Raw genomic sequence first — 18,081 nt, forward strand, 5'->3', positions numbered from 1 at the left:
GTGAATGGGGTGAATACTCCTTCGGAGTGCCCGCCCCATTCAATGGCCGTCGATGCCGCGACGCCGTATCAGCGGCGGACCATTTCCTCTTCGATCTGTTCGAGCGACTTGCCCTTGGTCTCAGGCACGAAACGCAGCACGAACGGGATGGACAGCGCGGAGAACACGCCAAAGATGGTGAACGGGCCGCCGACGTTGTTGCCGAACATGGCCAGCAGCATGAGGAAGAACTGGGAGACCACGAAATTGCCCAGCCAGTTGGCAGCAGAACCGAAGGAGCTGCCGATGCCGCGCACGCTCAACGGGAAGATCTCGCCGATGAGCACCCATGCGATCGGACCCCACGACAGCGCGAAGCCGAGGATATAGCAGGCGATCAGCACCATGGTCGGCACGGCCAGCGTGGCCACATCGCCGGTGAAGTTAAGCACGGCCAGCACCGCGAGGGCGATGGTCATCGTCACCGATCCGAAGATCAGCAGCTTCTTGCGGGGGAATTTGTCCATGATAAGCGTGGCCGCGATAGTGGCCACGAAGTTGACCACGCCAATGCCGACCGACACCCAGATGGCATGGTTTTCGGGGAATCCGAAGCCTTTGATGAACACCTGCGGCAGGAAATAGATCACGGAGTTGATGCCGACGAGCTGCTGGAACAGCATGATGCCGATCGCGGCGACGAGCGCAGGACGGGCGATGCGGAACAGCTCGCGGACACCGCCCTTGGTGTTCTGCGCGGCGACGGCCTTGATCTCGTCGAGCTCGAGCTGCACCTGCGTCTGATCGACGTCCTTGCGAATAAGGGTAAGTACTTTGAACGCCTCACGATCCCTGCCTCGACTCACCAGATATCGCGGCGATTCCGGCAGCAGCAGGCCGCCGATCAGCAGCAGGGCCGCCGGCACGAGCGCCGACCCCAGCATCCACCGCCAATCGCGGATGCCGGCGATATTGTGGCCGAGGAAGCCGAGATTGGACGCGTATGCCAGCAGGATGCCGAAAGTGATCATCAGCTGGAATAGCGTGGACAGCGATCCACGACGTTCCTTCGGCGCAAGCTCGGCAAGATATGCCGGAGTCAGCGAGGAGGCCGCGCCGACGGCGAGACCGAGGATGATGCGGGCCACGACCATCATCAGGAATCCCGTGGATCCCGCGCACATGCCCGAACCGAGCAGGAACAGTATCGCCGCCAGAATCAGCAGCTTCTTGCGGCCGAAACGATCGGACAGCGCGCCGATGGACAGGGCTCCCGCGCAGGAACCGATCAACACGGATGATGTGATGAACCCGGTCTGAGCCACGGACAGGCCGAAATCGGATTCGATGAGAGGCGAGGCTCCGGAGATGATGCCGGTGTCGAAGCCGAACAGCATGCCTCCCAGCGCACCGAACGTGAAGATGAACGCGCTGTTGAGCGGGAAACGTGTGGAAACGCCACGCCCCACCTCCCGCTCGACGGCGTCGATCGTCGCGCCGACCTCATGGATGCCGGCTTCCACCGCACCTTCGGCGTCGTGTACTGGATTGGACGTCTGCACCGCAGTCATGATTTCACCTTCCATTCCCATCGATCCTCATCGATATGAGATGCAGCAATCGCAGCAAACAAAAAAGACCTGGAACGACGTATAGTGACGTCGTTCCAGGTCTTGCCTCGCATTGAGTAGCAACCCTGCCGCGCTTGTATGCTGCGTATATTGCATTCAAGTGTAGGTCATGGCGGCATGCGACACTCCGATTTTTTAGAAAACGTTTACCGGTTATTTTTCAGTGCAGGAAAGCGTGAAGCACAGGCCAGCGGCACATGCTTTTCCCTCGTGCGGAGAGCCTCCTCGGATATCCACGAGCAAGCGGACCGAATCAAGCCGTCAACCATCCACAAGCAAGACGGCAAAAAGAAAGCCGGCGGAGAGAAAGCCGCCGGCTGAGAGAGAAGAGAGAAGAAGGGTTCAGTTATGGGATTCCAAAGGAATCTCGCCAACAGCCGCAACCGTTGACATGGTCTATATAACCGCCCGACCCTTGGAGGAACGATGTGCGTTCCTGTCAATTCCCTGAGAATTTCGTAGCGGAAATGTCACGACGGTGCGAATTCGGGGGTTTATCCCACTGAATATCGCCCCAACGGCCTTCCTGCAGCTTGTTCAGCGCGGCAACAGACGATCGCACGGCATCCGCCATACGGACACCGTCATGAGACACCGCTATACGACGCCGTACACTCACACGCAATCGTGCGTCTCACTCAGCGAATTTGTCGACGCGGCGATCGTAGGTCAGCAGGCCGTTGAGCTCTTCCTCCACGTCGGAAACCTGCGTATACACGTATCCCGCAAGTCCGCGCGATTCCAGTGCGGCCGCGGAGGCGAGCACGGAACGCACGGCGGCCCGCCAATCGTCGATCGAATCGTATTCACCGTAACCGTAGGCGCGCGACACCGCCGCATGCTCCGGTACGAGCTGCGCCAATCCGCCGAATTCCGAAATCACGAACGCGCGTACGCCGTGTCGTGCGACCGGCAGCACCACGTAATGCGCGGCCCTGCGGCGACGGCGGTGCTTCTTCTCGAATTCGGCCACGTATCCGCGCAACGGACCCTTATCCGGGTAGATTTCCAGCGGACGAAAATAGTTGTGCACGCTGTGGTAATCGCCACAATGCTGGTCGTACCAGCCGCTGGTCGCGTCAATCGGACGGGTCGGGTCGAGCGCGTGGATGCGTTCGGTTGCGTCGCACGCGTCGAATTGGCCCCAGCCTTCGTTGAACAGCGTCCACGTCACGATGGAGGGGTGCCCGCCGAGCATGTGCACCATCGCGTCGCACGTACGCGACCAATCGCGCCGGTAGATCGGGTCGTCCGCGCCGAGCGCCGTGAAATGTTTGGCGGTGTCGTCGCGGAATTTGTTCCATGTGGAGCGGATGAGCGTCGGCTTACGATTCGTGGTCCACGCATTGTATTCGCCGTCCGTGCCGCCGCCGGACACCGCGTCCTGCCAGACGAGCATGCCGAGGCGGTCGCAATGGTAGTACCAGCGGGCCGACTCGATTTTGATGTGCTTGCGCAGCATGTTGAAACCGGCGTTTTTCATGGCCGTGATGTCATGCGTCAGCGCCTCGTCGTCGGGCGCGGTCATGAGACCGTCCGGCCAGTAGCCTTGGTCGAGCACGCCTTTGACGAAGAGCGGCTTGCCGTTGAGATGGAAGCGCGCCACCCCCTTCGTATCCGGTTTGATTTCGACGGAACGGAACGCGCAGTAGGAACTTACGACATCCATCGGCTGCGATTGCACGACCGCCGCATCACCCGCCGTTTCCGCGGGTTTCGCCGACCCGTATCGCAATTCGGCCCGCACGTCATACAGATACGGATCGGCCGGCGACCACAGATGTTCGGCAGCTGTTGCGATTTCCGCACGCACCTTGCGCACACCCGCCGGCAGCGTCTCATCCGCCACCACCGTGCCGTCCGCAGGGTCGGTGACGACGATGTGCAGTTTCGCGTTCGGCTTGTCGCCGCCGATTTCCGCGCGGACGAACAACTTGCCGTCGGATGCCCCCTTGAGTGTCAGCGTGCGCAGGTAGGCTTCCGGCACGATTTCCAGCCAGACGCTTTGCCAAATGCCGCTTTGCGCGGTGTACCAGATGCCTTCGCGCTCGATTTTCTGCTTGCCGCGCAACTGCGTGCCCGAATCGTTCGGATCGTAGACACACAGCGCGATTTCAAACGCGTCATCAGGGTCGATAAATGCCGAAATATCGACGTCGAACGGCAGGTAGCCGCCGACGTGCGTGCCCGCGAGCTGGCCGTTGACATAGCAGGCACAGACATAATCGACCGCTTCGAAATGCAGGATGAGGCGATTCGCGTCGCCGATTTGCCGGACCGTTTCCTCTCCGCCGAGCGTGACGGGATGCACGACGGTGCGGTACCACAGCAGGTTGTCGGGGTAAATGGTCTGGTGCACGCCGGACAGCGCGGATTCCGGCGAGAACGGTACGAGGATCTTGCCGTCGAACGTTTGCGGAATGGCGGTTTCCTTGACTGCGCGGACCGCTTCGTCGCGGGTCAGCATCGCCGCCGTTTTGCGCCATTTCGGCGCGGTCTCATCTTCCGGAATGGACACGATCGCGTAATCCCACCAGCCATTGAGCATGGTGCAGTTGTCGCGTACCATGGTCGGGCGCGGGTGCTCGCCGAGTATGGGGGTACGACCCTCGTCCAGCGTGCGTTCGCCTTCCTCGGCGGGATTGAACGCCTTGTTGCCGGCGCGGGCGGATAGCCATTCGTGCTCGATTCGTTCACCCCACGGCGTCCACAACTGCTGCAGCGGCTCACGGGAACGCATTTTCGTAGGCGCGGCCTTCAGTACGCGTTTGATATCCAGCATGGAGAGCCCCTTCCTGCAGCTTTGCACGTCTCTGCGTTTTATTGTACTGAGCGGCTTGCGTTTTTTAACGATTCGTACCGCGGTTTGAAGTACCGTCTTGCGACACCCCGCCAAGACCAGCTGAAAAATCGCACGCATTTCTACCCAAAACAATGCGAAAGCAACCGGAACATACCTACGACAAGGATGCGGTCGGTCGTATATGCGTTGTAAGGCCATAGGCTTGGCCGAACGGCCTTGAGTGTGCCGTCAACGCATACCTCGACCGGCCGCCGGGCCCGCCAATCGCACAAAACGTCGCACAGGTGGAAACGTGATACGGGAATGAGACGCTGAAACGGCACAAAATGTCGCACGACTTCGATTTTTCGGCACTTTTTTCAAGTCATGCGACACGGCAATCAAAACAAATACCCCCTAACCGCCATTTTCCGGTCATTTTGACCTAAAAACAGCAGTTAGGGGGCACTTATCGCACCGCAGCTGTCGCACGACTTGAAGAAATCGTCCAAAAATCAAAGTCGTGCGACGCGTACGGGGGTTATGCGACGGAATCAGCCTTCCAGCTTCGCCTTTTCGGCGGCGAGACGGGCGGCCTCGGCTTCGCGGCGGGCCTTCAGCTCGGCATCGAAGCGGGCGAGCTCCTCTTCGACGGCCTCCGGCGGAATCTTCGCGAAGATCGGGTGCGGCTTCGGCACCGAGGTGCCGGCCACGATCGGCTCGGAAGCCCACGGATGCACGGTTTCGCCCAGCTTGTAGTCGCCCGTGATGATCGGGTACGTGAAGCCCGGCTTGTCGAGATCCTCGACCTCTTCGAGGCGCGGCAGCGGCGAGAAGACGCCGGTTCCGCCGAGGGCCTCCCACACCTTCTGTGCGGAGTGCGGCAGGAACGGGGCCAGCAGGTGGTTGGCGTCGGACACGGCCTGGGCGGCGGTGTGCAGCACGGTGCCAAGGCGGGCCGGATTGTCCTTGATCTTCCACGGTTCGGTGGCGGAGATGTACTTGTTGATGTCGCCGACCACGCGCATCGCTTCGGACAGCGCGTTCTTCTGGCGGTGATTCTCGATGAGTCCGCCGACGGTTTCGAACGCGGCCTTGGTTTCGGCCAGCAGCGCACGGTCCTCGTCGGTGGCGGAAGCCTCGTCGAACGCCGGAATCTCACCGAAGTTCTTGTTGATGAGGTTGGCCACGCGGTTCACCAGGTTGCCCCAGGAAGCGGCGAGCTCCTCATTGTTGTGGCGCACGAACTCAGCCCAAGTGAAGTCGGAATCGGAGCTTTCCGGTCCGGCCACGGAGATGTAGTAGCGCACGGCGTCCACGGGGTAACGGGCGAGGATGTCCTTCACGTAGATGACGATGCCGCGGGAGGACGAGAACTTCTTGCCTTCCATGGTCATGAACTCGGAGGCCACGACCTGCTCCGGCATGTTCAGCGGACCGAGCTTGCCGGTTTCGCCGCCCTTGGAGCCCTGGCCGTTGTAGGCCAGCATTTCGGACGGCCAGATCTGGGAGTGGAACGTGATGTTGTCCTTGCCCATGAAGTAGTAGCCCGGGGTGGTCGGATCGTTCCACCATGCGCGCCATGCCTCCGGGTCGCCCTTGCGTCGGGCCCATTCGATGGATGCGGACAAGTAGCCGATCACGGCGTCGAACCACACGTACAGCTTCTTGTTCGGGTTGTCGATCCAGCCCTTGACCGGCACCGGAATACCCCAGTCGATGTCACGCGTGATGGCGCGCGGCTTGACTTCCTTGAACAGGCCGATGGAGAAGTTGATGACGTTGGTGCGCCAGCCTTCACGGGTCTTGAGCCACGCGAGATTGGCTTCGGCGAGCGCCGGCAGGTCGAGGAAGAAGTGTTCGGTTTCCTCGAAGCGCGGGGTTTCGCCGTTGATCTTGGATACGGGGTTGAGCAGCTCGTCCGGGTCGAGTTCGTTGCCGCAGGCGTCGCACTGGTCGCCACGGGCTCCGTCGGCGCCGCAGATCGGGCAGGTGCCTTCGATGTAGCGGTCCGGCAGGGTGCGTCCGGTGGACGGGGAGATGGCGACTTTCTGGGTGCCCTTGTAGATGTAGCCGTTTTCGAGGCACTGTTTGAACAGTTCCTGCACGACCTTTTCGTGATTGCCGGTGGTGGTGCGGGTGAACAGATCGTAGCTCAGGCCGAGATCGCATAGGTCCTTGGCGATCACGCGGTTGTAGCGGTTGGCGAGCTCCTGCGCGCTCACGCCTTCCTTGTCGGCTTCCACCAGGATTGGGGTGCCGTGCTCGTCGGTGCCGGACACCATCAGCACGTCATTGCCCTTCATGCGCTCGTAGCGCGCGTACACGTCGGACGGCACGCCGAAGCCGGCGACGTGGCCGATATGACGGGGGCCGTTGGCATACGGCCATGCAACATTCACCAAAATATGACTCATGGTGCCCGATTATACAAAGCGCCATATCCCGTGTTTTCGGCGCATTCCGATTGGCGGAAGACGGGCGGATGGGGTCGATGACGTTCTCGCAGACCGGCCTGCATCAGGCTACGGTAGTCCACAAGGTTATCCACATTGTTGTATCACGCAACAATCATCGTCCACTTATCCACTTTTTTCGCGAAGCCGGTGGCACGCCGCTTTCCGTATCAGCTACGGTACCCCGCATGGACACCTCCCCTCCCCTTTTGGGCGACGCCGACCTGCCCGGCCCCATTTGTTTGAATCGTTTGCATTCCCTAGGCGTGGTATGCAAACTTGACAACGACAACGCCTACTCGTATCACGATTCGCGCACGCTGTACGGCCGCGCCAGCATCATCTCAACGCTGATGCCGAGCCGTTCCGTGGCGTGCGCCGGCACCGCTGCGTGGGTGTGGTTGGGTGGCATGTTTCCCAACACGATCGACATCATTTCAAAAGCGCATTACCGAACGGCGAGGTACGGTCGCAAAGTCAGCGTTTTCAACCGACAGGCGCCCGACAAGCATGTCACCGACGTCGGCCCGATCACCGTCACCACGCCCACACGCACCGCATGCGACCTTGCCATGAACTGCACGCCGGAAACGCAGTCGCCGGTCACGGAAATCGTATGCATGCTCATGCAGGAATTCCGGTTCCGCCCCGACGATTGCCTGCAGGTCATGCAGGAGGCCACCCATATTCGCAACGCGCCACGGGCACGCCAGTTTTTCCGGACGATTGACGGAAAGCAGTGACGGATATGCGCGAATCGCAACGGCCGTCGGAAAAACCACGGCAGACGGGACAGACGCGGCAAGCGTCGGCAAAGTCGCGGCGCACGGCAAGCAAGAGATATGAAGAGCGCGCGAAACGTAGCAAACGTCATGGGCAACGACATGAACAGCATGGACACCATGGCAAACGCCACGAACGACGTCGCGCGCCGCCGAAATATCAGCCGCACGCGCGGCAGCGGGCATTAGTCGAACCGCCTGCGCCGCCAATCGAATTGACGCCGTTGGTGGCGTGCAGCGCCGACACCGCGCAAGATGTGCTGTGGCATATCGCGGAATATGCGCCGCGATTGCGCAAGTGGCTGGTCGCCAATCCTTCGGCGACACCGGCGATGTTGGAATATCTTGCGCAGGTCGGCGGGCCGGGTGTGCCCGAAGCGCTGCGGATATTGCTGAAATCGTTGGAAATGAACGGTTCCGGAAGCGATCAGCCCTTCATCGCAAGCACGGCATTGTAGACCTGCTTGCGATTGGCGAGCGAGCCGTCAGACAGCGGATGTTCGGCGACGACCTGTGAAATCGCGTCCTTGATACGCAGGTTGTCTTCCTGCGCGCGATCAACGGACAGCACCGCCAGATCCTCGATGGACAGCGTTGCGGGCGCAGCCGCGTCGGCCTCCTCTTCGGAAGCGCCGGCGATGACGAGCACCATTTCGCCACGCGGCGGATCGTCGACGACGCTTTGGCGGATTTCGGCGATGGTGCCACGGCGGATCTGCTCGTAATCCTTGGTCAGCTCGCGACACAACGCCATTTTGCGATTCGGTCCGAGCACGTCAAGCAGGTCGGCCATGGATTCGTCGATGCGGTGCAGGGTTTCGTAGAAGACGATGGTGCGACGTTCCGATTTGAGCGCGCGCAGGTGCTGCACACGTTCGCTGTGCTTGCGCGGCAGGAAGCCTTCGTAGCAGAAGCGGTCGGTCGGCAGGCCGGACAGGCACAGCGCGTCGAGCACGGCGGACGGGCCGGGAGCGCAGGTGACGGGCAGGCCGCGTTCGATGGCGCGGCGGACGATCGCCAGTCCCGGATCGTTGATGGTGGGCATGCCCGCGTCGGATACGACGAGCACGGTGGCGCCTTGTTCGACCTGGTCGAGCAGGCCGTCGGCCTTGTCGCGTTCGTTGTGGTCGTGGTAGGCGACGACGCGGCCGGGCACGCGGATGCCGAGGCGGTTCGCGAGCGCGTATAGGCGGCGCGTATCCTCGGCTGCCACGATGTCGGCGCCTTCCATGAGGGCGATCAGGCGGGCGGACGCGTCGCCGGTGTTGCCGATCGGCGTGGCGGCGAGCACGACCGTTCCGCGCGGAATGTTGACGTCGGCGACCAGTCCGTCGAGCCCGAATTCGGCACGTTCCGTGGCTTGCGCGGTTTCCTCGGCATTTTCCGCGTTCTCGCCGATTTCGGCAATCTGACCAATATTTGTTTTCACGGTTTGTTTCACGGCGTTACCAGCCTTCTCGGCATCAGTCTGTTCGCTCAAGTTCTCCATATTTCCAGTATCGCCCACAGCGTCCCCAAACCATCAGCTCCCGCCATTTCTCCGTCTTTCGCAACCAACCAATCGAAACCCGACCAAACCACCTACGACGCCACACGTCCTCACCGGTAAATCAAAATGCACCCCTCACACATCCGGGTTTCCACCCGCCACGCATTCGGATTTTTCTTCGTACGACATTCGGATTTTCCTTTGCGTAGGATTCGGATTTTCTCAGACGGGGGTGAGACGGCGATTCAACACGACTTTGGACATGCCATCGATAGCATGGAATCATGCGTTATTTTGAAGATGAAATTTCCGGAATCGACGGCAGCACGGCCACGTTCGTCGGCTACTGCCTTGACAACAGCAGCGAAATCGACCCGAATCGCAAGCGCCCGTCCGTGCTGGTGATTCCCGGCGGCGGCTACGAAATGACGTCCGACCGCGAAGCCGAACCAATCGCCATGCAATTCCTTGCAGCCGGCTTCAACGCGTTCGTGCTGCGCTATTCCGTGAAGCCGTCCATTTTTCCGGTCGCGCTGCTGGAAGCGGCCGAAGCGATGCGGCGGATCCACACGCATGCCGACGAATGGCATTGCGATGCCGACGCTATCGCGGTGATCGGCTTTTCCGCCGGCGGCCACCTTGCCGCCAATCTTGCGACTTCCGCCAGCGACGACGTGCTTGCGGCGCATGGTTACGACGCGGATGCGGTGCGCCCGAACGGTCTGATGCTCGCCTACCCGGTGGTCACGTCCGGCCCGCTCGCCCACCGCGGCAGTTTCGATGCGCTGCTCGGCGACCGCAAGGCCGATCCGGAAGCGCTCGACGCGGTTTCGATCGAGAAACATATCGATGCGAAGACGCCGCCGGTGTTCGTCTGGCATACCGTTCCGGACGATTGCGTGCCGTACGAGAACACGCTGATGCTCGTCGACGCCTGCAAGAAGGCGGGCGTGAGCGTCGAGGCGCACCTGTTCCCCAACGGCGGCCACGGTCTGTCGCTCGGCACCGCCGAAACCGCATGGCAGGGGGTCAACGGCATCGAACCGTGCGTACAGGTCTGGCCGAAACTTGCGATTGCGTGGATGCGTCGCACGTTTGCCGCTACCGACGCCACCGCCGCCATGACCGGCTCTGCCACGACCGTCGCGATTGCCGAATAATCGCCATTCCTGCGTTTTTTTCTGCGTCTTTTCACGTCTTTTTTGTCGCACGACTTCGCTTTTCGGACCAAAAAACAAGTCGTGCGACATTTAATCGAGTAAAAATACCCCCTAACTGGCATTTTCCGGGCGAAAACGGCACTTAGGAGGTATTCGGCGTCGCACGACTTGAAAATAACCACCAAAAATCAAAGACGTGCGACGTTTCGCGCCACCTAATCGCCAAAATCAGATGGGACGCGACTCGTGCACCATCTGACGATCGCCGTAATACAACGAGTTCAGGCCAGGATTCGCCGGCGTGCCCCACGCGGACGCCGGACGCGCCGGACGCACCGGACAGCCGGTGAGCACGCTGGACAACCACCAGACAACCACCAGACAACCACCGGGCACGCACCGGCCGGACACCACCTACAAGCACACGCACATAGGCGCCCATAGGCACATATTGACGATTTGTGCAGATTTGCCACCCGTCGTCGCACTGCGGCGCACACTGCATAGACCCGTTGGTAGTCTGTGATTGGTTCGCAACGGCACATTCGTTGCGCACGATGGAAAAGCAAGCCACACGAACCGACCCCGCGCAACCGCGCAAAACCACACAGAGAGACCTATGAATATCATCAATTTCTTCGTCAACCTCATCAAGGACCCCCGTACCGCGATCGCCAGCTGGATTGCCATGGGCGTCGCGCCGACCCTCGGCTTTATTTTCCTTATCGTCTTCATTGAGACCGGCGTGGTGTTCTTCCCGTTCCTGCCGGGCGATTCGCTGCTGTTCGCGGCCGGCTTCTTCGCCGCCCCCGACGCACAGACCGGCGTGTCCGCACTGCCGCTGTTCGCTCTGCTGCCGGTGGTCTGGTGCGCCCCGGTCATCGGCGACCAGTGCAACTACTGGATCGGCCATTTCTTCGGCCGTCGCATCCTTGAATCCGGCAAAGTCAAGGCCATGACCCCGGAGCGCATCGAGAAAACCGAGAAGATGATTGAGAAGTGGGGCCCGCTGGCCGTGTTCCTTGGCCGTTTCTTCCCGTTCATCCGCACGTTCATGCCGTTCATTTCCGGTATTTCCGGCATGCGTTGGAGCCGTTTCACGCCGTTCTCGGTGCTCGGCGGCCTGTGCTGGTCGACGCTGTTCACGCTGCTCGGCTATTTCTTCGGTGGCATTCCGGCCGTGCAGAAGCATTTTGAATTAGTGATTATTGCGATTCTTGTGCTGTCGCTGATTCCAACGATCGTCGGCCTGCTCAAGGCCAAGTTCGGCAAGAAGAAGCCGGCTGCCGAGGACACTGCGGAAACCGCCGACGCCGAATAAGCAGCGTTCAATCGTCGTAAAAATATCGGCGAATACAACGCAAGCACAACACGCGGAGTGTGGAATTGCATTTTTCCACACTCCGTACTAATATTTCGAGAGTTGTCTTGCTAAACAAGGTGACGCACATGGGGCTGTAGCTCAGTTGGTAGAGCGCTTCGTTCGCATCGAAGAGGTCGCGGTTTCGACTACCGTCAGCTCCACGAAGCCCGCTGCATTCATTCCACCGCAGCGGGCTTTTTCTTTTGTTTTCCGCCGTTTCCGGCATTTCGGCTTTTGATTACAGCCGCGTCAGGCGTTGCGGCGGCGTATATAGGCGTCGAGCGTGGCGGCGGTGATGCCGTCGTAGCCGTTGATTGAGGCGAATTGCGGGCCGTTGGAATTGTCGATGCGCATGAAGCCGGTCTGGCCAAGCGTGGTGGCACCGGATGCGGCCGCGGAGCGCAGGCCGGACATGGAATCCTCCACCGCGATGCAATATTTCATGTCTTCGGGCGCGATGCCAAGCTTGCGGCCCGCCGCAAGATACGGTGCGGGCGACGGCTTCTTCTCGACATCGTCATCACCGCACACGTAACCGGCGAACGTGCCGTCCGGCGCCTGCGCGATCAGGTTTTCCGCCAGATGACGCGGCGATGTGGTGACAAGCATCGACGGCACGCCCGCCTCCTTCAGCGACAGCAGCACGTCCTCGACGCCATCGATCCACGGAATGCGTTCGAATTCCTTCTGCGCCACATAATCGATCATGCCCTTGCCGATTTCTTCGATCGACAGCTTGCAGCCGTGCTCCACCATGCGGCAGGCCACGTCCGGAACCGGCGTTCCGGAACCCTGCCAAGCGAGGTCCTCATCCCAGTATCCGCCGTGGTCGGCTGCGATTTTCAGCTCGCCTTCGTGCCAATACGGTTCGGAATCGATCAGCGTGCCGTCCATGTCCCAGAACACGGCTTTGAGCATCAGCTTCGAAACTTCCTGGGCGCCGTTCTGGATACCGTTGTTCAGCTCGGTCATTACGTTTCCTCGCAATCGTTACGCTTCGTTCTCCGATAGCTACATTCTTCGTCAGCTACGACCATTTCAGCAGAGCGGCACGACGGAAGCGCTTCAGCGCGCAGAAAAAACAGGACGGTTCCATCAAGCCGGTCCGCCAATCGGTTCATACCAATCGGCTCGCACCAATCGGTTCACGCAAACCGACTCATGCACAAGCCAATTCGCGCAAGCCAACGCAGCAACCAACCCATAGCAACGGAGGCACTTGGGAATCCCCCAAGTGCCTCCGCAACGAAAAACACATCCGACGAAATCGGTCGGTCGCAATCGCAGCAATCCGTCATAGACCCCTTTTAGACGAATCGCAAGACTTGCGTGCGACTACTCCTGAGCCTCCTGCTCCTGAGCGGCCTTCTCGGCATCCTCCGCCTTCCAGCGGGCGATGCAACGCTCGACGCGCTTGTAACCGATGATCTTCGGATCCAAGCCGGCCTCGCGGAAAATCGCGGCAGGCGAACCACCCTCGGCATACCTGCGCATGCAGTCGTCACGGAATTCCTTGGAATAGCGAATTCGATACTGAGTGACTGATTCCACAGCATCGAGAGACCCCAGGTATTTGCGGGTCTTTGCGGTGAACGCAACTCTTGGCACTGTACGCTCCTAACCTTTCTGTATCCACCGCATGCCCTCCCCCGATTCTTCACGGAAATAAGCAGTCATATTTCATCGAAGCTGTGGGCCAGCCGGAAGAAATACGAACTTCAATGCGGATACGTAACATTATTTCTCACAATAGAGACATCATTGCGAGACAGATGCGGCGTTATGAGTAGTTGCATACCAAAAATCGGGCATACCCCCGCGATATATGCCCGATTTTGCTGTTTTTTTAGATTTTTTTAGGGTTTTCCAGCGCTTTTCAGGAAAGTCAGCGAATGGGCTGTCAGCGAATTCCCCAAACTACCACTGACCTGGAGCCCATATCGTCCCCCTCTTCCGCACGTTCCGCCCGTACGGATTCGCGCGACGGAAGCTGCCGTGCATCGGCTCGCAGCTGCCTGCGCCACATGCGCGCGCGCTGGGACCGCTCGACTTCCACAATGCCACCGTCCGCGTCCGCGGCGAACACGCTGGAACCGGCCGGCTTGCGCAGCCGCTCCACTTGGCGGCGCAGCTCGCGGTTCTCTTCCTCAAGTTCGAGGATGCGCGTGATTCCAGCCAAGTTGATGCCCTCTTCCTGGCTGAGTTGCTGCGCTTGCGCAAGACGGGAGATGTCGCGCAGCGAATAGCGCCGCGCGCCACCTTCCGTACGTTGCGGTACAACCAAGCCAAGGCGATCATACTGGCGCAGCGTCTGCGGATGCACGTTGGCGAGCTCGCCGGCCGCACCGACCGAGAAGACGGGCAGCTCGATGTCGAAACCGACTTCGGCGGCACCGTCCAGGTCGGCCCGGCCGGCCACGATCGCCATGGCGCACATTTCATACAGCCGCTTGATCTGCCGTGCGGCGCGCGCTTGGGAGGCTTGGGAAGTCCGCGATGAGCGTGCCATGGCGGTCAGCGCTCCCGAGCGAGCTCGTCGGCGAAGTCACCGCACGCCTTGTCGAATTCCTTCGCGGCATGCTTGGCAACGAGGTTCGGATGCTCCGGAATGCGGATCTCCACACGGCCGACCAAATCGCCGTTCTCGTGCGGATTGGCCACGCCCTTGCCTGCGATGCGCACTTCCGCGCCGCTGGACGAGCCGGCAGGCACTTTGAAGGCGATTTCGTTTCCGTCGATATCCGTGGCCGTCACTTTCGCGCCGTTCACGGCTTGGCTGACGGTGATGGGCAGCGGCATGATGATGTCACGTCCGCGCAGGGTGAATTTCGGGTCTTCGGCGACGGTGATATGCAGGTACAGATCGCCGTTTTTGCCGCCATTGCGGCCCGGCTTGCCCTTACCGGTGAGACGGATCTTCTGCCCGTCACGCACGCCGGCGGGGATGTGCGTCTTGAACTTCTTGCCGTCCGCGGACAGCGAAACCGTGGCTCCCTTGACGGCCTGGCGGAAGGTCAGACGAATCTTGGAGTTGCGGTCCTCGCCGTTTTCCGGCTGCGGCTGCTCGTAATCGTCAGCGCCGTAGCGTTCGTAGGCGGAGCCTGCGCCCGGGCCGCCCGCACCGCCACCGAACATCGAGAAGATGTCGTTGAGGTTCGGATTGCCGCCGCCATTGGTCTGGAAGCGAATGCGCGAGCCGTTGCCGCCCATGCCTGCGCCGCCACCGAACATCGAGCCGAAGATGTCGGAGAACGCGCCCGCGTCGAAGCCGCCCTGGCCGGAACCGCCGGCGAAACGCGCGCCGCCCATGCCGAACTGGCGAATCGCATCGTATTTCTGACGATTCTCCTTGTTGCTCAGCACGTCGTACGCTTCGGAGATGTCCTTGAACTTCTCCTCCGCTTCCTTCGTCTTGTTCAGGTCGGGATGGTATTTGCGCGCCAGCTTGCGGTACGCTTTGGTGATTTCGGCGTCGGTGGCGTCTTTGGAGACACCGAGGACCTTATAGAAATCCTTGCTCAGCCATTCATTCTCAGCCATGATGTGCCTCCTTTCGTGAGGTTTTCATGCAGTAAAAAGTACAGTTTTTCAAACTTTCAAACAGTTGTCGTTGAACCGTTGTTTCAGGTAATCGAAGGCCCCTCGTTTTTCAGAGGGGCCCGATTACTCGTCACATGCGTTTCGCGCGGATACGCGGATTGTGCGAATGCGCGATCAGTTCTGCGGAGAAGCCACGACCACACGGGCCGCGCGAATCACGCGGTCGCCGATGCGGTAGCCGGCTTCCACCACGGTGTCGACGGTTTCCTTCTCGGCATTCGGATCCGGCTTGTGCAGGATCGCGTCATGCTTCGTCGGGTCGAAATCCTCGCCCTTTTCGCCGAACTTCTCAACGCCGAACTTCTCGAACGCCTTGTCGATCTTGTTGGCGACGGCCTTGAACGAATCGTCCATTTCGCTGTGTTCGCGAATGCGGTCGATGTCGTCGAGGGCCGGCAGCAGGGCGGTCAGCACGTCGATGATGCCGTGCTGACGGAAGCGTTCCTGCTCCTTCTGCGCGCGGTTGCGGAAGTTGATGAACTCCGCGCGTTCGCGCTGCAGCGCCTCCAGATATTCGGCGGCTTCCTTCTTGGCCTGGCCAAGGGGGGTCAGCGTATCGTCGGCCTTGCCGTCGGCAGCGCCTGCCTTGTCAGCACCGTCAGCGGCAGCGGAATCGCCATTTTCTTGCGATTGCGCGGCAGCCGGCTGAGCTGCACCTTCCTGCGTTGCGCCAGCGGCGGCAGCGGCGGAATCGGCGGAAGCGGCGGCCGGGGCGGCCTGCCCGGACAGGTCATCCATGTCGGGCAGGTCGTTCAGGTACTCGTCCTTGTTGAAATCGGACATGATTACTTGTTGTCCTTGTCGTCGTCCACGACTTCGGCGTCAACCACGTCGTCGTCGGAGCCGTTGGAAGCGGAGCCGGCAGCGCCTGCGCCAGCAGCGCCGGCAGCGCCGGCGGCGTCGGCGGCGCCCTGCTGTGCGTAGAGGGCCTGGCCGATCTTCTGGGCGGAGGTCATCAGCTCGGTCTGGGCGGACTTGATCTTCTCAATGTCCTCACCCTTCAGGGCTTCCTTGAGCTCGTTGACCTTGTCGGTGACTTCCTTGGCCACATCGTCGGAGAGCTTGTCCTTGTTGTCATTGACGAGCTTCTCGGTCTGATAGGCGAAGGACTCGGCCTGGTTGCGGGTCTCGGCGTCTTCCTTACGCTTCTTGTCCTCGGCCTCGTGGGCTTCGGCTTCCTTGACCATGCGGTCGATCTCGTCCTTCGGCAGGCCGGAACCACCGGTGATGGTCATGGACTGTTCCTTGCCGGTGCCCTTGTCCTTGGCGGACACGTGCACGATGCCGTTGGCGTCGATGTCGAAGGTGACTTCGATCTGCGGGACGCCACGCGGAGCCGGAGCGATGCCGGTCAGCTCGAAGGTGCCCAGCGGCTTGTTGTCGCGAGCGAACTCACGCTCGCCCTGGTAGACCTGGATGAGCACGGACGGCTGGTTGTCTTCAGCGGTGGAGAAGACTTCGGAACGCTTCGTCGGGATGGCGGTGTTGCGCTCGATCAGCTTGGTCATGATGCCACCCTTGGTTTCGATGCCGAGGGACAGCGGGGTCACGTCGATAAGCAGGACATCCTTACGGTCGCCCTTGATGACGCCGGACTGCACGGCTGCGCCGACGGCCACGACTTCATCCGGGTTCACGGACTGGTTGGCTTCCTTACCGCCGGTGAGCTCCTTGACGAGTTCCTTAACGGCCGGCATACGGGTGGAGCCACCGACGAGGACCACGTGGTCGATGTCGGAGACGCCGATGCCAGCGTCGCGCAGCACGTTGTTGAACGGGGTGCGGCAGCGGCCCAGCAGGTCGGAGGTCATTTCCTCGAAGTGGGCACGGGTCAGGGTCTCGTCCAGATGCACCGGAGTGCCGTCAGGGGTCATGGCCAGGTACTGCATGGAGATGGAGGTGCTGGTGGAGCTGGACAGTTCCTTCTTGGCCTGCTCAGCAGCTTCCTTCAGACGCTGCAGGGCGATCTTGTCCTTGCTCAGGTCAACGCCGTACTTGTTCTTGACTTCGCCGACGAGCCAGTCGATGATCTTCTGGTCCCAATCGTCGCCGCCCAGGTGGTTGTCGCCGTTGGTGGCCTGCACCTGAATGGTGGAGAAGCCGTCGTCGTCCTTGCCGATTTCCAGCAGGGACACATCGAAGGTGCCGCCGCCGAGATCGAAGACCAGGATGCGCTCGTCTTCCTTGCCCTTCTCAAGGCCGTAAGCCAGTGCGGCTGCGGTCGGCTCGTTGATGATACGCAGGACGTTCAGGCCCGCGATGGTGCCGGCGTCCTTGGTGGCCTGACGCTGGGCGTCGTTGAAGTATGCCGGGCAGGTGATGACGGCGTCGGTGACCGGTTCGCCGAGGTAGGCCTCGGCATCGCGCTTCAGCTTCATCAGAACCTGCGCGGAAATCTCCTGCGGCGTCCACTTCTTGCCGTCGATCTCAACGGTCCAGTCGGTGCCCATGTGGCGCTTGACGGAGCTGATGGTGCGGTCGACGTTGGTGACGGCCTGGCGCTTGGCGACTTCGCCGACCAGAATCTCGCCGGACTTGCTGAAAGCCACGACCGACGGCGTGGTGCGAGCGCCTTCGGCGTTCACGATAACGGTGGGCTGGCCACCTTCAAGAGTTGCGATGCAGGAATTGGTAGTACCCAGATCGATGCCAACTGCGCGTCCCATATTTGGTCTCCTTTGCAATAGGTTCGCTATACGTTCTTTTCGTTCTTCGCTCGAGTTTCGGATCGCCGTTTCCGGATTGCCGTCTCTCATGCTTTCCAAAACTTGAGCCTACACCACTCAACTTTGAATCGCAAGTTATTATTCCCAAAATCGCAAAAATTCTTGAGCACACC

At 60.7% G+C, this 18,081-nt stretch carries 15 protein-coding genes and 1 tRNA gene; 5 read left to right on the forward strand and 11 right to left on the reverse strand.

Going from position 1 to position 18,081, the window contains the following annotated elements; all coding sequences use genetic code 11:
- Positions 1-68 precede the first annotated feature (68 nt).
- The 3 genes from BAD_RS08050 to metG form a co-directional block, all read right to left on the reverse strand.
- Positions 69-1,571, reverse strand: coding sequence for a sugar porter family MFS transporter (locus tag BAD_RS08050; RefSeq protein ID WP_011743815.1), 1,503 nt, complete (start codon positions 1,569-1,571; stop codon positions 69-71).
- A 673-nt stretch (positions 1,572-2,244) separates the two neighbouring features.
- On the reverse strand, positions 2,245-4,392 hold the full coding sequence (locus BAD_RS08060; RefSeq protein WP_041777438.1) for a glycoside hydrolase family 2 protein: 2,148 nt from the start codon (positions 4,390-4,392) through the stop codon (positions 2,245-2,247).
- Between the two features lie 554 nt (positions 4,393-4,946).
- Positions 4,947-6,809 (reverse strand): methionine--tRNA ligase, encoded by a 1,863-nt coding sequence (metG, locus tag BAD_RS08065; protein ID WP_011743834.1) that lies wholly within the window; start codon positions 6,807-6,809, stop codon positions 4,947-4,949.
- A 77-nt stretch (positions 6,810-6,886) separates the two neighbouring features.
- On the opposite strand from metG, the gene BAD_RS08070 reads away from it, so the two are divergent.
- Positions 6,887-7,591, forward strand: a complete 705-nt coding sequence (locus BAD_RS08070) for a hypothetical protein (protein ID WP_011743835.1) — start codon at positions 6,887-6,889, stop codon at positions 7,589-7,591.
- Positions 7,592-7,596: 5 nt separating this feature from the next.
- Positions 7,597-8,088: a hypothetical protein gene (locus BAD_RS09220; RefSeq protein ID WP_217268770.1), complete on the forward strand. Its 492-nt coding sequence runs from the start codon at positions 7,597-7,599 to the stop codon at positions 8,086-8,088.
- On the opposite strand, the gene rsmI is transcribed toward BAD_RS09220, so the two are convergent.
- The gene (gene rsmI / locus BAD_RS08080) at positions 8,058-9,119 is read right to left on the reverse strand and encodes a 16S rRNA (cytidine(1402)-2'-O)-methyltransferase (protein ID WP_003811223.1); all 1,062 of its coding nucleotides are present in this window, start codon (positions 9,117-9,119) and stop codon (positions 8,058-8,060) included. The genes BAD_RS09220 and rsmI overlap by 31 nt on opposite strands.
- Before the next feature lie 284 nt (positions 9,120-9,403).
- Between rsmI and BAD_RS08085 the strand changes: the two genes are divergently transcribed.
- On the forward strand, positions 9,404-10,279 hold the full coding sequence (locus BAD_RS08085) for an alpha/beta hydrolase (RefSeq protein WP_041777439.1): 876 nt from the start codon (positions 9,404-9,406) through the stop codon (positions 10,277-10,279).
- A gap of 228 nt (positions 10,280-10,507) precedes the next feature.
- On the opposite strand, the gene BAD_RS09175 is transcribed toward BAD_RS08085, so the two are convergent.
- Positions 10,508-10,657, reverse strand: a complete 150-nt coding sequence (locus tag BAD_RS09175) for a hypothetical protein (RefSeq protein ID WP_158087784.1) — start codon at positions 10,655-10,657, stop codon at positions 10,508-10,510.
- Between the two features lie 241 nt (positions 10,658-10,898).
- On the opposite strand from BAD_RS09175, the gene BAD_RS08090 reads away from it, so the two are divergent.
- Both BAD_RS08090 and BAD_RS08095 read left to right on the forward strand, forming a co-directional pair.
- On the forward strand, positions 10,899-11,600 hold the full coding sequence (locus BAD_RS08090; RefSeq protein WP_039775943.1) for a DedA family protein: 702 nt from the start codon (positions 10,899-10,901) through the stop codon (positions 11,598-11,600).
- Between the two features lie 130 nt (positions 11,601-11,730).
- Positions 11,731-11,803, forward strand: a tRNA-Ala gene (locus tag BAD_RS08095).
- Positions 11,804-11,891: 88 nt separating this feature from the next.
- On the opposite strand, the gene BAD_RS08100 is transcribed toward BAD_RS08095, so the two are convergent.
- The 6 genes from BAD_RS08100 to dnaK form a co-directional block, all read right to left on the reverse strand.
- The gene (locus BAD_RS08100) at positions 11,892-12,614 is read right to left on the reverse strand and encodes an HAD family hydrolase (protein WP_050731470.1); all 723 of its coding nucleotides are present in this window, start codon (positions 12,612-12,614) and stop codon (positions 11,892-11,894) included.
- A gap of 363 nt (positions 12,615-12,977) precedes the next feature.
- A complete protein-coding gene (locus BAD_RS08105; protein WP_041777440.1) occupies positions 12,978-13,250 on the reverse strand; it encodes a hypothetical protein in 273 nt (90 codons plus the stop codon).
- A 292-nt stretch (positions 13,251-13,542) separates the two neighbouring features.
- Positions 13,543-14,151, reverse strand: a complete 609-nt coding sequence (locus tag BAD_RS08110) for a heat shock protein transcriptional repressor HspR (RefSeq protein ID WP_003811239.1) — start codon at positions 14,149-14,151, stop codon at positions 13,543-13,545.
- A gap of 5 nt (positions 14,152-14,156) precedes the next feature.
- Positions 14,157-15,182, reverse strand: coding sequence for a DnaJ C-terminal domain-containing protein (locus tag BAD_RS08115; protein WP_011743843.1), 1,026 nt, complete (start codon positions 15,180-15,182; stop codon positions 14,157-14,159).
- Between the two features lie 174 nt (positions 15,183-15,356).
- A complete protein-coding gene (gene grpE / locus BAD_RS08120) occupies positions 15,357-16,025 on the reverse strand; it encodes a nucleotide exchange factor GrpE (protein WP_011743844.1) in 669 nt (222 codons plus the stop codon).
- Positions 16,026-16,027: 2 nt separating this feature from the next.
- On the reverse strand, positions 16,028-17,908 hold the full coding sequence (gene dnaK / locus BAD_RS08125; protein WP_011743845.1) for a molecular chaperone DnaK: 1,881 nt from the start codon (positions 17,906-17,908) through the stop codon (positions 16,028-16,030).
- Positions 17,909-18,081: the final 173 nt, after the last annotated feature.

This window comes from Bifidobacterium adolescentis ATCC 15703 (assembly GCF_000010425.1).
Lineage (GTDB): Bacteria > Actinomycetota > Actinomycetes > Actinomycetales > Bifidobacteriaceae > Bifidobacterium > Bifidobacterium adolescentis.

Bases quoted from the DNA above. Each gene is read 5' to 3' on its own strand.
- BAD_RS08050 (WP_011743815.1), bottom strand. From the start codon at position 1,571: ATGGGAATGGAAGGTGAAATCATGACTGCGGTGCAGACGTCCAATCCA.
- BAD_RS08060 (WP_041777438.1), bottom strand. From the start codon at position 4,392: ATGCTGGATATCAAACGCGTACTGAAGGCCGCGCCTACGAAAATGCGT.
- metG (WP_011743834.1), bottom strand. From the start codon at position 6,809: ATGAGTCATATTTTGGTGAATGTTGCATGGCCGTATGCCAACGGCCCC.
- BAD_RS08070 (WP_011743835.1), top strand. From the start codon at position 6,887: ATGACGTTCTCGCAGACCGGCCTGCATCAGGCTACGGTAGTCCACAAG.
- BAD_RS09220 (WP_217268770.1), top strand. From the start codon at position 7,597: ATGCGCGAATCGCAACGGCCGTCGGAAAAACCACGGCAGACGGGACAG.
- rsmI (WP_003811223.1), bottom strand. From the start codon at position 9,119: ATGGAGAACTTGAGCGAACAGACTGATGCCGAGAAGGCTGGTAACGCC.
- BAD_RS08085 (WP_041777439.1), top strand. From the start codon at position 9,404: ATGCGTTATTTTGAAGATGAAATTTCCGGAATCGACGGCAGCACGGCC.
- BAD_RS08090 (WP_039775943.1), top strand. From the start codon at position 10,899: ATGAATATCATCAATTTCTTCGTCAACCTCATCAAGGACCCCCGTACC.
- BAD_RS08100 (WP_050731470.1), bottom strand. From the start codon at position 12,614: ATGACCGAGCTGAACAACGGTATCCAGAACGGCGCCCAGGAAGTTTCG.
- BAD_RS08110 (WP_003811239.1), bottom strand. From the start codon at position 14,151: ATGGCACGCTCATCGCGGACTTCCCAAGCCTCCCAAGCGCGCGCCGCA.
- BAD_RS08115 (WP_011743843.1), bottom strand. From the start codon at position 15,182: ATGGCTGAGAATGAATGGCTGAGCAAGGATTTCTATAAGGTCCTCGGT.
- grpE (WP_011743844.1), bottom strand. From the start codon at position 16,025: ATGTCCGATTTCAACAAGGACGAGTACCTGAACGACCTGCCCGACATG.
- dnaK (WP_011743845.1), bottom strand. From the start codon at position 17,908: ATGGGACGCGCAGTTGGCATCGATCTGGGTACTACCAATTCCTGCATC.